This is a genomic window from Paenibacillus sp. MAEPY2, assembly GCF_000499205.1.
Lineage (GTDB): Bacteria > Bacillota > Bacilli > Paenibacillales > Paenibacillaceae > Paenibacillus > Paenibacillus vandeheii.
Genome location: NZ_AWUK01000010.1, coordinates 83,445 through 96,971 on the forward strand (window position 1 = coordinate 83,445; position 13,527 = coordinate 96,971).

General features: G+C 44.3%; 12 protein-coding genes. 9 read left to right on the plus strand and 3 right to left on the minus strand.

Annotation, left to right across the window (positions count from 1 at the left end):
* Positions 1-22 precede the first annotated feature (22 nt).
* From P364_RS0107785 to P364_RS0107795, 3 genes are read right to left on the minus strand one after another with little or no spacing between them, the layout of a single operon-like run.
* Positions 23-1,030: an LLM class flavin-dependent oxidoreductase gene (locus P364_RS0107785; protein WP_029880818.1), complete on the minus strand. Its 1,008-nt coding sequence runs from the start codon at positions 1,028-1,030 to the stop codon at positions 23-25.
* Between the two features lie 30 nt (positions 1,031-1,060).
* On the minus strand, positions 1,061-2,026 hold the full coding sequence (locus P364_RS0107790; RefSeq protein WP_024629579.1) for a TIGR03571 family LLM class oxidoreductase: 966 nt from the start codon (positions 2,024-2,026) through the stop codon (positions 1,061-1,063).
* A 20-nt stretch (positions 2,027-2,046) separates the two neighbouring features.
* Positions 2,047-2,370 carry an ArsR/SmtB family transcription factor gene (locus P364_RS0107795; RefSeq protein ID WP_029880819.1) on the minus strand — a complete coding sequence of 108 codons (324 nt, stop codon included), beginning with the start codon at positions 2,368-2,370 and terminating at the stop codon, positions 2,047-2,049.
* A gap of 496 nt (positions 2,371-2,866) precedes the next feature.
* Here P364_RS0107795 and P364_RS0107805 point away from each other — a divergent pair, with 496 nt between their 5' ends.
* The 9 genes from P364_RS0107805 to P364_RS0107850 all read left to right on the plus strand — a co-directional run bounded on the left by P364_RS0107805 (position 2,867) and on the right by P364_RS0107850 (position 13,500).
* Positions 2,867-3,373, plus strand: a complete 507-nt coding sequence (locus P364_RS0107805) for a DUF4386 domain-containing protein (protein WP_024629581.1) — start codon at positions 2,867-2,869, stop codon at positions 3,371-3,373.
* 357 nt (positions 3,374-3,730) lie between these two features.
* The gene (locus tag P364_RS0107810; protein ID WP_029880821.1) at positions 3,731-4,012 is read left to right on the plus strand and encodes an alpha/beta-type small acid-soluble spore protein; all 282 of its coding nucleotides are present in this window, start codon (positions 3,731-3,733) and stop codon (positions 4,010-4,012) included.
* A gap of 286 nt (positions 4,013-4,298) precedes the next feature.
* Complete coding sequence (locus tag P364_RS0107815; RefSeq protein ID WP_236642187.1) at positions 4,299-4,940, plus strand: TetR/AcrR family transcriptional regulator; 642 nt, start codon at positions 4,299-4,301, stop codon at positions 4,938-4,940.
* Positions 4,941-5,153: 213 nt separating this feature from the next.
* On the plus strand, positions 5,154-6,314 hold the full coding sequence (locus P364_RS0107820) for an MFS transporter (protein ID WP_024629584.1): 1,161 nt from the start codon (positions 5,154-5,156) through the stop codon (positions 6,312-6,314).
* A gap of 168 nt (positions 6,315-6,482) precedes the next feature.
* Positions 6,483-7,004 carry a TetR/AcrR family transcriptional regulator gene (locus P364_RS0107825; protein WP_024629585.1) on the plus strand — a complete coding sequence of 174 codons (522 nt, stop codon included), beginning with the start codon at positions 6,483-6,485 and terminating at the stop codon, positions 7,002-7,004.
* A gap of 474 nt (positions 7,005-7,478) precedes the next feature.
* Positions 7,479-8,012 carry a YceI family protein gene (locus P364_RS0107835; protein ID WP_024629587.1) on the plus strand — a complete coding sequence of 178 codons (534 nt, stop codon included), beginning with the start codon at positions 7,479-7,481 and terminating at the stop codon, positions 8,010-8,012.
* Positions 8,013-8,249: 237 nt separating this feature from the next.
* A complete protein-coding gene (locus P364_RS0107840) occupies positions 8,250-9,344 on the plus strand; it encodes a bifunctional glycosyltransferase family 2/GtrA family protein (RefSeq protein ID WP_029880822.1) in 1,095 nt (364 codons plus the stop codon).
* A complete protein-coding gene (locus P364_RS0107845; protein WP_024629589.1) occupies positions 9,344-11,635 on the plus strand; it encodes a glycosyltransferase family 2 protein in 2,292 nt (763 codons plus the stop codon). Before P364_RS0107840 ends, P364_RS0107845 begins: the two co-directional genes overlap by 1 nt.
* Before the next feature lie 11 nt (positions 11,636-11,646).
* Entirely contained in the window at positions 11,647-13,500 is a 1,854-nt protein-coding gene (locus P364_RS0107850; RefSeq protein ID WP_024629590.1) for a hypothetical protein, read from the plus strand.
* Positions 13,501-13,527: the final 27 nt, after the last annotated feature.

Genomic DNA, 13,527 nt, shown 5'->3' on the forward strand with positions numbered 1-13,527 from the left:
GTTCGTCGTTTCAAACACCCGGTTAATTTATTGCAGCCTGAGCCAAAATTTCATAAGAGCGCAGCCGTGCCTTATGATCAAAAATCTCTGTATGAGCCATGATTTCATCTGCGTCAGTCTTTTCTAATAACTCATGGAGCTGCTGCTTCACACCTGCAGGGTCCCCGATGATGGAAGTGAACAGCTGTTCTTCAACCGCCCTGCGTTCATTATCGTTCCAAAGCTCGTCCATATTATTAACAGGAGGCAAAATGGGCGAAGGCTGTCCGCGGGTTAACAAAAGAAATTTTTGATACATCGAAGTGGAAAGCCTTTGTGCCTCCTGTTTCTCATCAGCAGCCACCACTTGAACGGCTAACAGTACATAAGGCTCCTCCAAAAATTGAGACGGACGAAAAGAATCCCGGTACAGTTTTATGGCCTCCATCATGTTGCCTGGAGCAAAATGCCCAGCGAAAGAGAACGGCAACCCAAGTATTCCAGCCAATTGTGCACTATAAAACGCTGAACCTAACAGCCAAATGGGCACATTTGTTTTTTCGCCGGGAATGGCGTGAAAGCTGAATGAACCATTCTTAGTGGCTGTTCCTGTACCATAAAGATAGGCGATAAGCTCCTCAAGCCGGGCATCAAATTCAGGTTCACCAGCAACCCGCTGCCGCAATACATTTGCTGTATATTGGTCGGTGCCAGGTGCCCGCCCCAATCCAAGGTCGATCCGGCCAGGGAAGAAGGTTTCTAATGTTCCAAATTGCTCAGCCACGGAAAGAGGAGAATAATGGGAAAGAAGCATTGCGCCTGATCCAATACGCATTTTTTCCGTGACAGAGGCAACTCGTCCAATTACGATCGGGGATGCGGAACTCGCCATTCCTGCCCAATTATGATGTTCAGCAAGCCAAAACCGTTTATATCCCCACTGCTCTGTTTTCTTTGCTAGATCAAGCGTGTTTTGAAGGGAAAGTTCGGCTGATCCTCCCTCGACAATTGGGGAGGGATCTAGTACGGAAAGTTCTATTTTCTTTGTCATCATTCTTCCTCCTTTAAACCATTCAATTTTTTAAAACGGGCCGGTACCTTTATGGGTTGGGAAGTAAGGTACAACAAATTCTCCAAGTTCCTGGATTACTTCCTCTGGAGGACGCCTGGAAAAATACAGAACAAACGCCAAATGATTGACGCCAATCGCTTGAAATTGATGAAGCAGATCAACTAAACGTTTTCTTCCCACGGAATAGCCTAAGGGTATGGGGATAGGTATTTCATCTGGATTTTCAGATAAATCGATGAACAAGCTTTGAGAGAAGGGTTTGAAATCTCCTGGAGCATGAACTTCCGTTAAAGCACGATAATCCTGAATAAGCTGCGCCTGTTGAGTAATGCTTCTTGGGTATTGAAGCCACCCATCCCCATTCCTGGATATCCAATCGATAGACTGATTGCTAAATCCAGTCACCATGGTCGGAATCGAAGATACAGGCTTTGGGATTAACCTCATATCTGTACCATCGATCAGCCCGGCGTGGCTGTGAATTGTCGGCTGATCCTCTTTTAACAGCCGGTCGAGAATTTCGAAATTTTCTTTAAATAACGGACCGCTCTCTTGCTTAGATATCCCTAAAGCTGTAAAGTCTTTTTCCCTGTCCCCGGATGCCACTCCCATAATCAACCGACCTGGAAACAATTGATCGATTGATGCAGCTTCCTTCGCTACCCTGACGGGGTGGCGCAAAGGGAGAACTACACTTCCAGTCACCAACGCAATGTGCTTCGTATGGGCAGCAAGATACGTCAAATAAATCCATAAATCGTACATTTGGCCGTTATCATCAATATTCAAATTCTGCATCGTAATATCACGGAGCCATAATGAAGCAAAACCATATTCCTCCATTTTACGGGCAAGCTCCAACTGATTCTCCATCAGCGGATTTTTAGACATCCTGGCAGTCGGGAGGACAAATCCGAGTGTCATTTTGTCTTTCTGGTACATGCTGTTATAGGCACGATGATTTTGAAAACTCACCCTTGGTCCTCCTTAAAAGATCATATTTTTAAGCCTATATACTTTTCAAACTGTTTAATGGTTTCCTCATTGCGTCGATAATAAGTCCATTGTCCGATTCGTTTCATTTCCACCAGCCCGCTTTGCAATAGGATAGATAAATACTGGGAGGTAGTGGACTGCGATAGTACTACTTTGCTTTGAATATCACTAACACAAACCCCGCCATCAAAGCCTTTTTCTTTGATGACATGGGCCTGCGGGGAAAAGTTATTATCAGGTTCTTTCAACATTTGCAGAATATTTACTCTTATTTGATTTGACAGAGCCTTGAAAATTTCAACTGCCTGTTCGTCATTTATCATATTTGATTCCCGATTCAACGGTGCCCGCCCCTTTCTGATCATATTAAAATCTATTTTGCTTGGAATGAGTACAGATTAATCGAACAAAAGGATATTGATAATTTGCGATATGTCTATATTACTTTGCTTTCTACCCAAAATCAAATGTTATTCTTTAGGCAGGGCTAGGAAGCGTTGGTCCAGCAATTGGTTGAGTTTCATCTGAAGGCACTGGGGCGAAAAATATGGCAAACGGCTGCAAAGGCTCCTTTATAAAAACATTATTGGAACAATGTAATATATTCTTATAAACTTCGGCAATTTCATTGGATATCAATCCATTTCACAGCCGTAACGATTTTCGTTTGGTAAAATATACGGTTAAACAAGAGCATAGCCAAAACAAATGCCAGTGTTGTTGACAATTGGATCTCCAAATCACTCCTTCCCGTAACAATCCGCCCAGGGTCTGAACATACGAACCATTCTGAGTACCAACGTTCAAATTCGTGGCTTAATGCCGAAAGCAGTCATGCTGTTTCCCTACGTTCGACATTGGAATGAGCATCTTGCAATAGGGTATCTTTGTTTCCGGTTTATGGAAGCTGTTTTTATTGCGATGGGTCTTGTAACCATATTGGGTTTGTTACAACTTAGTTCATATTTTGATACAACCAACTTAGCAAGTAAAACCAATTTTGAACCCATAGGGCTGTTGATGCAGTCGGTTTATCGCTGGACGGCTATGCTGGGTCCAAATTTCATGTTGGGCATTAATACAAGTCTGTATAGTTATTTGCTTTATCGAACAGGCTATGTGCCTAAACCGCTAGCGATTTTCGGAATGATTACAGCGGTTATGGTATTTTTAGCGGGTTTGCTGCAAATGTTTGGGATCATCGGACCTTATTCGGCGGTAAAAGGATTGATTGCGCTTCCTGTGGGCGTTTACGAGATGAGTTTGGCAGTCTGGTTAATTATGAAGGGATTTCATGGGGAGAACCTGGCTAAATTGAGAGCATAAACAGCTTCTTGGTCTTTAGTAAAATAATCAAGATTTCTTTGATCGGGAGATTAAGAGGTGATGATGATTCAACTCATATATAGGGCGAAATTTGATGGGAAGAACTCCTTATCTAATTAATCGTTCTCGATTAGCTCTTGTTGAATGTGATGCTCGTATTCGGTGAACGCTTCCGACATCACCCATCCGAGGTCGGACATCAGTGATTGATTGCGCCAGACAGATTGTCTAATTCCTTACGGCGGATAGCCATCAGGATTCTCTCCTCTGTGATCGTGAACTCGCACCGAAGAGGAATAGGGATAAAATTTTGTGCTCCCGGGCATGTTAGGGAATAACATCGATGGGGAGTGCTGTATGATGGCAAGAAGAAGGAGAAAATATGCAGTGCCAGGGGTCGAACAAGGAATGCAAGCTTTCAAAGCAGATGTAATGAAGCGCGAAGGATATACTGTAAATCCGAATCAACCAGACGACGTAAAATACGAAGTGGCGAAGGAGCTTGGTGTTCCTCTTCACCCAGGAAACAATGGTCAATTGACAACGGAATCAGCAGGCCATGTCGGCGGCAAAATTGGCGGTTCCATGGTTAGGGAATTGATCCGTCTCGCTAAGGAGCAAATAGCGAACAGGGAGTAATCCTGAACTGAAACCTACTGAGATCGTGGGTCAAAAATTGCTGAGCACTGACTTGAAATAACATCCATTGGTTTTTATAACGATAATTTAACCCTTTCCACAAGAAGGGGTTTTTGTCTTGCCTTTCATATTACACTGTCATGCCAAGTGGATGACTGTTGTGAATATCGCCGGTTTCTATTCCGCGCTAAGATACGAACGGAACGGATGATGGACGTTATGAAGGAGCATAGCGGCAGATACGAAAGATGTTAGAGATGTAATCTGATTTAACTTTGTGAGGCTGGTGAAGGATGCGATTGAAAAAGTCGAATCGTTTATTGACATTGATCGATCGTTCGATTATATTTTGGGTATGAAAACTAAATCCGAAAGCAAAGTGGACCTTATTTATCAGGCTACGATTGAACTTCTCAATGAAAATGGTCTTTCTGAAATATCCATATCAAAAATTGCTAAAAGGGCGAAGATCTCTTCCTCGATCATTTATTTTTATTTTGAAAGCAAAGAGGATATGCTGATCAAGTTGTATTTTTTGCTCAAGGATCAAATGCACCAGCTCATGTTTCATGGTGTAACAGAGAGTACACCCGTAAAAGTGGGGTTTGAGAAAATTCTGCGAAATTATTCAAATTACATCTTGAATAATAAGGACAGCTTTTTGTTAATGGAACAGTTTATTGGCTCACCCTTTATACGTAAAAAGTGTAAGGATCAAAATGGCGGTGTGTTTAAGCCGATGTACCCTTTGTTTGAAAGGGGAATTGAGGAAGGTTTGTTTAAGGATTTGGAAACGAATCTATTGGTTACATACTCCTGTTTACCTTTTGTCGAAATGGGAAAAGAGTATCTAAATGGGGCGTATGAGTTCAGTCCAACAAATATTGATAAAATGATTCAAATGAGCTGGGATGCTATCAAAGTATAATCAGCTCTTTTTTTACTCTAAATTGATCGATCGTTCAATATATTTTTTTGAATATTTTTGATCGATCGTTCGATAAATATACAAGAAGGGGGTGATATTCATTTTTGCGGTCGAATGTTTTAGGCATGGATTCCCATAGGTTAGAAGTGATCCAAAAGAAGAAAGTGTATTATTTCAAATAATAAAACAATAGATTAGGGGACCAATTTTTTCATGAAAAACTACAAATGGATTATATATTTGCTTGCATTAGGCGCAACCGTGGTCGGTACGGCCGAATCAATTATTACAGGTATTCTGGACATGGTTGCCACGGATATAAATGTCTCTATTGGCTTGGCTGGACAATTGGTGTCCATGTATTCTATAGCCTACGCGGTAGGAACGCCAATTCTGATTGCGATCACTTCAAAAACAGATCGAAAAAAGCTGCTGTTCATAGCACTTCTTACGTTCATTATCGGTAATATCATCGCTGTTCTGAGTCCTAACTTTACGATATTGATGATATCCCGTGTTATTTTGGGCGTGAGCGCTGGGGTATTCGCAGTAGTGGCTCTGGGAATTGCAGCACAAATAGCTCCTCCAGAGAAAAGAGGAAGTGCGATTGGCACGATCTTGATGGGTACGAGTCTTGCGCTCGTTGTCGGCCTTCCTTTAGGAACATTAATCGGTGAATATATGGGGTGGCGCTGGATCTTCGCAATTCTTGGAATTATCACGATCATTCCTATTATTGCGATTGTAAAAGCGATACCTAAAATGTCTGGACAAGAAACGATTCCATTATCCAAGCAATTGGCTATTCTCAAAGATTTCAAAGTAATCAGCGGTATATTAGCTTCCTTATTCTTTATTACCGGCTACTCTGTTGTTTCCACGTACATTGCGCCGTTACTACGCGAAAACGCTGGCCTCAATAGCAATACAATTAGTCTCGTCTTGCTTGGCATGGGTTTAATGGCTGTTGTTGGGGCGCGTGTTGGAGGCTACGGCGCTGATAAATGGGGGATTGCTCGAACACTGATTGTCAGTCTGTTGATTCATGCTATTGCCTTGTTCTTCCTCCCTTTGGCTGCAGTTACCTTTGGAGGTGCCATGTTTATTCTCGCACTCTGGATGCTTGGAGCTTGGACAACTGCTCCTGCACAACAGTTCTATCTGGTAACTATGGCTCCTAAATCAGCCGAAATTATATTGAGCTTGAACTCATCCGCCTTCCACCTTGGTGTTGCCCTAGGTGCAGGCTTGGGCGGAGTCGTTGTAGAGCGGTTAACCTTGTCGTCGATCGGCTGGGTTGGTGGTTTAATCGTCATACTTGCGACTGTATTTACAGTGATTTCTATTTTAATGGGAAAGAAAAAAGAGCATTAATTCAGCGACCCGAGGATTTGATTGAAGACTATTAGACGCAGCTTTTCCAGATTCCAGATTTCAAGGGAGAAGACATCGTACCGATTCTGGGTATAGGGCTTCCCCTTGCGTCGGGGATAAATGACGGATATAATGTGATTGATCAATTACTAACGAAAGAGGTTTGCTATGATTAGGTCAAAAGGACAGGATCGCAAGCAGGAAATCCTTGAGGCAGGTTTGGAGTTATTTGCCCAACGGGGATACTATAACACCACGACTGCCCATATCGCAGAGAAGGCCGGGATCTCTCAGCCTTATGTGTTTCGTTTCTTTCCGACGAAGGAGGAACTGTTCATCACCGTTTTGAATCGGGCGTTCGACCGGATACTCCAAACGTTTAAAAATGTCGAGTCGAGTCCGGATCAGTTGGACAACGACATGCTCAAAGCTTATGAAGAATTGTCGGCCCAATATCCCAATGAGATTGCTTTGCTGGTGATCGGTATTGGCATCACCGAAGAAGCAATTCAGGTGGCAACCAAAGAGGGGTTATCCCGCATCAGAACTTATGTCCTGCAAGAGTTTAAAGCAGCAGGCATGCCCGATGCAGAAAGAAACGCAACGATTTTTATCGCCATGGGCATGATGTGCAACATTTCGTACTTTTTGGATCTTCCCGAGCTATTTGAGTTCAATGAAAATAAATAACCGTCCGAGGTTATTTATTTTTGCATCAAAGTAATTGATTAATCAATATCTACCTATAAAACTATTTATAGCCGGCCCCATACGGAGCAGTACGCGTGAACGTCACCGAGCCGTTCGTATCCGTGGCGGAGAATAGCGGTAGCCTCTCGATATGTTTTTGCTGCCCATGCTTCTGCTTACCCTCCTTAGCATTCCTCATTGGCAGAGGTCTACTGAAAAGATACTCGAACCCCAAGTAGCGGAGGGGGATTCCCCGCGACGCCTTCCGATTGCTCCAAGCTTTGCCGAGAAACAGCAAAAACCCCTTGCCATCGCTGGGATGGAAGGGGCTAATTCTACGTCTAGCGAAACCCAAAACGCTACTGACATTACGTTGTCAGTAGCGTTTTTGTATATTAGGAGCATGCGAAGAGCGCAGTGCATTGGAGATAGGGAAACCTTTTCTTCAAAATCTATTATTGAGGTGGAATTTTCATGAGCAATGTTAAATGGGAAGTAGATCCGGATCACAGCTCCGTTGAGTTTTCGGTGACGCATTTAATGATTAATCAAATCAAAGGAGTCTTTGAGCAATTTGAAGCGATCTTAAGTTTCGACCCTAACGATGTAACAACCCTGGGTATTCAGGCTTCTATCGACACAAATAGTATCACAACTCGCCAGCGGCAACGAGATGAACATCTGAGGAGCGAAGACTTCTTTCATACGGCCAAGTATCCAGCCATTACATTTCAGAGCATCAGCTGCGCCCCTACTGGCGAACGGCAGTATGAACTTATGGGCAATATAACTCTGCATGGAGTAACAAAACCCGTCATTTTCCATACCGTTTTTGAAGGACTTAACAAAGACCCTCGTGGCCGAGAACGTGTGGGATTTCATTCAACAGCCAGTATCGAACGCAATCAATTTGGCTTGAGCTTCAACTCGCCTCTGGAAGCGGGTGGAATTGTCGTCGGAAATGAAGTAAGCATCGAGCTTTATATCGAGGCCATTAGAATAGATTAACAATCCTATAAGCTTCTTGAACACTCACTCGTCATAACTATGGCGAGTTTTTTCTTTGTGTATACCTCAGTCCTATTTCTAGTATTATTCACCTATAATTAGCACAAATGCGAATACAACTTTTTTACCAAAATATATACAAGTTGCTCGTTTACTGTCTACCATTTCGGTGTTATACTCACAATATTCAAAAGGAATTTGTGAAAATATGTCGAATTGAGGCTTAATAGGATGATTATGGATAAACATAAGGACGGCGAAACGATTATCCTCATTCCATCGCTTGAGCCAGATGAGAGACTTCTGTCCTATGTACGGCAATTGCGAAAATATGGTTTGACCCATATTGTTATTGTGGACGACGGATCTGGCGAGGCATATCAGTCGATTTTCGATGAGCTCCGTGAGAGCGGGTGTGTCCTGCTGCGGCATACGGAAAATCGGGGAAAGGGCGCCGCACTCAAGACGGGATTTCAATATATCGGACAGCAGTTCGATGCGTCCTCTTCCTTCATTGTCACTGCTGATTCAGATGGACAGCACGCTGCAGAGGATGTATATAGGCTCGCCAAAGAAGCCAGGCGCGATCCTGATGCGTTGTTTCTCGGAGTAAGGAACTTCAGCGAGGGAGGAATACCGCCGAAGTCTTTGCTGGGCAATCGGATGACGTCCTTTATTTTTGCTATGCTTTACGGGAAAAAACTATCAGATACCCAGACCGGGCTTCGTGCCTTTGGCCCCGGGCTGCTTGCCTTTATGCAAGATGTTCGTGGCACCCGGTTCGAATACGAGCTGCAGATGCTCATCTCGTGTATTCAATCCGGCATCCCGATTCATACGGTGCCGATTCAAGTCATTTATGAAAATGGAAATGCCGGAACCCACTTCAAAGCGATTCAAGACAGTGCTCGGGTAATGGGTGTCTTGTTCTCCAACTTCCTGCGTTTTATTTCCTCGTCAGTTGTGAGTTCTGTTGTCGATTTGGGAATTGCATGGTTTTTGATCGACTTTTTGCGGCCCATTTTGGGTCAGCAGGATTATCTAAGAATTTTGCTCGCAACCGTGATTGCGAGAGTTATTTCCATTGTCGTCAACTATGTACTGAACAGGCATTTTGTATTCCGCAAAGAAGATAGTCAGGGCAGTCTATGGCGCTATTTGACGTTGTGCGGAGTCGTGATTGTGCTTTCCAGTACAGGGGTATATTTGTTCCATACGATTTTCTTCGTGGATGAGAAAATTGCGAAATTTGTCTGTGATGCCTTGCTGTTCCTGCTCAGTTTTCAATTGCAGCGAAGATGGGTATTTGCAGCAAGGAGGAAGCAGCTGTAGTGCAAAACGAAAAAAGGCAACATATTTTCTTTGTCATCACCATGATCCTGATGTCGATTTATTTGTTATGGCGGATGTTCTTTACATTGCCATGGGGAGAAGGTGTACTGAACGTTATCTTCGGCATTCTGCTCATTGTGGCTGAGACGGTAACCGTACTAACCACCTTTGAATTGTTCTTCCAAAAGATGCAAAAGGAACGTACGCAGCTCGACTTTCCCATCGTTCCTCCGGAGTATTATCCGGATGTGGATGTGTTCATTGCCACGCATAACGAGCCGGTCGATCTGTTGTATAAAACGGTAAATGCCTGTACGTTCATGGATTATCCGGACAAGCAAAAGGTCCATATCTATATATGTGACGATGGCGGAAGACCTGAAGTGGAGGAGCTTGCAAAGCAGTTTGGCGTTGGGTATCTGGGGCTCCCCGGCAACAAGGATGCCAAATCAGGTAACCTGAATAATGCCCTGAGCAAAACCTCTTCCCCACTCATTGCAACCTTTGATGCAGATATGATTCCGCAACACACCTTTCTAATGAAAACCGTCCCGTATTTCCTGCTCTCCACATTTATAGAAGAGAACGGGCAATGGCGGCTTCGCTGTGAGGATGAAATGGATAAAAAGTTCAAGCTGGGGCTGGTACAGACCCCTCAGAGCTTCTACAATCCGGATCTATTCCAGTTCAACCTCTATGCAGAGCAAGGAATTCCGAATGAACAGGATTTCTTCTCCAGAGAAGTTAACATCCTGCGTAATGCCTCCAATGCGGTAGCCTATACAGGAAGCAACACGATTATTTCCCGGCAAGGTATGGAAGACATCGGCGGTTTTCCGCTGAATACGATCACCGAGGACTTTGAGACAAGCATCCGTTTACAGCAGGAAGGCTATATTACCTATGCGACTCAAGAGGTTCAAGCTGCCGGACAGACAACAACAACAGTTCCGAGCATGATTAAGCAGCGAATTCGCTGGGCAAGGGGCATTATTCAGAGCCTTCAGAATACGCGTGCTCCTCTGTCCGAGAAGCTTCCTTTCTGGACGAGGGTGACCTATTTAAGCAGTTTCTTATACTGGTGGTCTTTCTTTAACCGGTTGATTTTCATTTTGGCGCCAATTTTGTTTGCCTTATTCGATTTCAAGATTGTAAACACAACCTTCTGGCAGATCCTAATATTCTGGCTTCCGTCCTATTTCTTCTACAGCGTATCGATGCGTTATCTGTCCAGCAACATTCGGAATCAGCGCTGGAGTCAGGTCATAGATACCATATTTATGCCTTATCTGATCTGGCCGGTTCTCCTCGAAACCCTGGGTATTCGCGAGAAAAAATTCAAGGTTACGAACAAAAGCAGAGCGAGCGGTCGGAAATGGATGTCTGCTCTGTTATATGCACTTCCGCATATCTTCCTGCTCCTGCTATCGATTGCGGCTGTAATTCGGTATGTTAACGGCAAGTACGGCATTGCGCTGTTCTTCAGCAGTATCATTATTTTCTGGCTCATTCATAATATGATTGCACTGTGTTATGCACTGTTCTTCATGATCGGCCGTCGTGCGTATCGGGAGACTGAGCGGATTCGGGCACAAGAGGATGTCACGATCCATGATCAGGACACGAATCTGCGTTATCAGGCCAAGACGGTAGATGTATCCGAACAAGGTATTGCCTTCTATGTCCCGTATCCCATCTATTTACCTGAAAAGAAGACGATCTCTTTGGTCGTAAAATCCGAGCGATATGAGGCGAATCTCAATGCGGTCATTGTTTATGTGAAGCAGGATGGAGAGGGCTGGCGCTATTCTGCAACGGTTCAGCCAATCGACGAGACGGATAACCGCCAATATATGCAAATCATCTATGACCGTAAACACTCATTGCCAGAGCAGATGAATCTGTGGGATACCGCTTACGACGATATGCTGCGTAATGTGAAAAAACGTATTGTTCAGCCGAGATCAGATCAGCGGAAAATGCCGCGGCTTTCCTTGCAGCTTCCAGTCCATTTCACCAATCACGCGGGCTGTACACTGCGCAGCTTCAATTATCGTTTCTTTTCCGCCACGGGTCTCCATGGTGATATTGCGGCAGGGGCGATCGTTTCTTTTTACACGAAGAGTAATATTGAAGTCATTTTGCAGCATACCGGGAAAACAACAGCCAATCGTCGCGAAGTGCTTCTCTCGGTGGAGAATATTGATGATATCGTGGAGCGTGGCTTGATTGATCAATTGCTGAGTGATTTGACCCATCCACATGCCGAGAGCTTCACCAGAGAGGGTTAGGAGAGATAAAAATGCTGTTTGTGTTTCAACTTGTGATGGGAGTTTTATTGATATTCTCCTTTATTGGTTACATGCAGTTTGTTCGAAAGGCACTATCCATACGTTGGGAGTTCATCCCTGTATTTGTGTTTTCCTCAATAGCATGTCTTGTTTTTCTTAGCGGTTTGGCAGGGCAGCTCTTCATTGGCAGCCTTGTCCTGCTTATCGTCGGATTACTATTGTATGGAAGAATGGTGTTTCTCGGAATGCGCCGAGGGGCATCCTTTCGCATTTCTTTTTCTTTATTCCAATTTTCATTTTTGGCAGGGACTTTTATTTTCTTACTGGTACTCTTCCAGAACCAATTGACGCACTACGATAATTTTTCCCATTGGGCGATTGTCTTGAAGCAGATGCTCAGCACCGATGCTTTTCCGACACCGGATTCGAACCTGATTGATTTTAAAAATTATCCGCTAGGGACCTCGTCATTTATTTATTATGTCTGTCGCTTTATGGGACATTCCCAGTCCGTGATGCTTCTGGCACAAGGTCTGCTGATCTTTTCCTGTTTTTACGCCATGTTCGGCATCGTTTCCGAGAAGAAACGTTTTCTGTTGTACGCGTTTCTCGGACTCGGGTTATCTACACTGTCCTTCTTCAACCTTACGATTCGGATCACTAACCTGCTCGTCGATTTCTTGCTCCCCATCTATGCGCTGGCCATTCTGGCAGTGGTCTACCAGTATCGTCATAATATCAAGCGAGCGTGTATTGTCGTTCTTCCGCTTGCGGGTTTGCTGACAATCATCAAAAGCACCGGTATTATTTTTGCGGCCGTCGGCCTGATCTTCCTGGTGTACACATGGCTGACTCACGGACAAAAGTCCGGTTGGAAAAATGTACTCACTGTGGTGGGAACGATCTGCGGGGTGCTGATTCCTTACTTCGGCTGGAGCTGGCGAATGGCGACGGTATTCCAAGGGGTAGATAACAAGTTCGATGTTGCTGCTTCCGGGATTCAATCCGGCAAAACGGCAGAGCAGATGCATGAGATTCTGTGGCTGTTCATAAAATCGAGTACGGATATTACGACACGGCCGGTCATCGGTATTATTGTTTTCCAGATTGTAGCAATTGCAGCTTCGGTATTTGCCTATGTGGTGCTTAAGAAGAAATGGAATTTGTGGAAAGTACTGATTGCGCTGGATGTCGTATTGTTGCTGTATTATGCAGGGATTCTGGCGTTGTATCTCTTCTCCATGCCGCTGGATGAGGCCATCAGGCTGGCAGGTTTTGAACGTTATGCGTCGAGTATCGTGGTACTGTTCGCGGGTGGACTGGTGCTGTGCGCTGCGATTGACCTGGAGCGTTCTTTCCACTATCGGATTGGTGAAGTGCCTGATTATCAAGCCTTCAAGACGGTCGAGACCAAGGGTCATTATCAAAAAGGAATTATCGGCTGTATCGCGATTGCGGCGACCATCCTTTTATCGGAATACAATGGGATCGTCTCGATTGCCAAAACCTACGACACGACACTCCCTTACAAGATCCATGCAGTAACTGGTGATCGCTGGTATAAAGGGGGTCAGGAGGATAACAACAGATATTTATTCTACGCCTCGGACAGGGACCAACAGGTCACGAATTATTACATGCAGTATGTCGGGAAGTATTTCTTGTATGCTCCGCATGTGGACGGAATCGTACTGTTCTATGAGGATAATATGGACAATCTTCTGAGCGGTTACGATTATCTGGTCGTCGTGGAGACGGATCGTAACGCAAAGTGGTTGCTGAAAAAGCACTATGGCATTGACATGCAGGAAGGGATCTACAAAATTACCCGTTCCGGGGAAAAGATCGTTCTTACGCTAACTTGAGATCATTTCAGTGGACTTTGATTTGGT

What these genes read in the sequence shown, in the direction of transcription:
- P364_RS0107785 (WP_029880818.1), bottom strand. Translation starts at nt 1,030, where the DNA reads ATGACAAAGAAAATAGAACTTTCCGTACTAGATCCCTCCCCAATTGTC.
- P364_RS0107795 (WP_029880819.1), bottom strand. Translation starts at nt 2,370, where the DNA reads ATGATAAATGACGAACAGGCAGTTGAAATTTTCAAGGCTCTGTCAAAT.
- P364_RS0107805 (WP_024629581.1), top strand. Translation starts at nt 2,867, where the DNA reads ATGCCGAAAGCAGTCATGCTGTTTCCCTACGTTCGACATTGGAATGAG.
- P364_RS0107810 (WP_029880821.1), top strand. Translation starts at nt 3,731, where the DNA reads ATGATGGCAAGAAGAAGGAGAAAATATGCAGTGCCAGGGGTCGAACAA.
- P364_RS0107820 (WP_024629584.1), top strand. Translation starts at nt 5,154, where the DNA reads ATGAAAAACTACAAATGGATTATATATTTGCTTGCATTAGGCGCAACC.
- P364_RS0107825 (WP_024629585.1), top strand. Translation starts at nt 6,483, where the DNA reads ATGATTAGGTCAAAAGGACAGGATCGCAAGCAGGAAATCCTTGAGGCA.
- P364_RS0107835 (WP_024629587.1), top strand. Translation starts at nt 7,479, where the DNA reads ATGAGCAATGTTAAATGGGAAGTAGATCCGGATCACAGCTCCGTTGAG.
- P364_RS0107840 (WP_029880822.1), top strand. Translation starts at nt 8,250, where the DNA reads ATGGATAAACATAAGGACGGCGAAACGATTATCCTCATTCCATCGCTT.
- P364_RS0107850 (WP_024629590.1), top strand. Translation starts at nt 11,647, where the DNA reads ATGCTGTTTGTGTTTCAACTTGTGATGGGAGTTTTATTGATATTCTCC.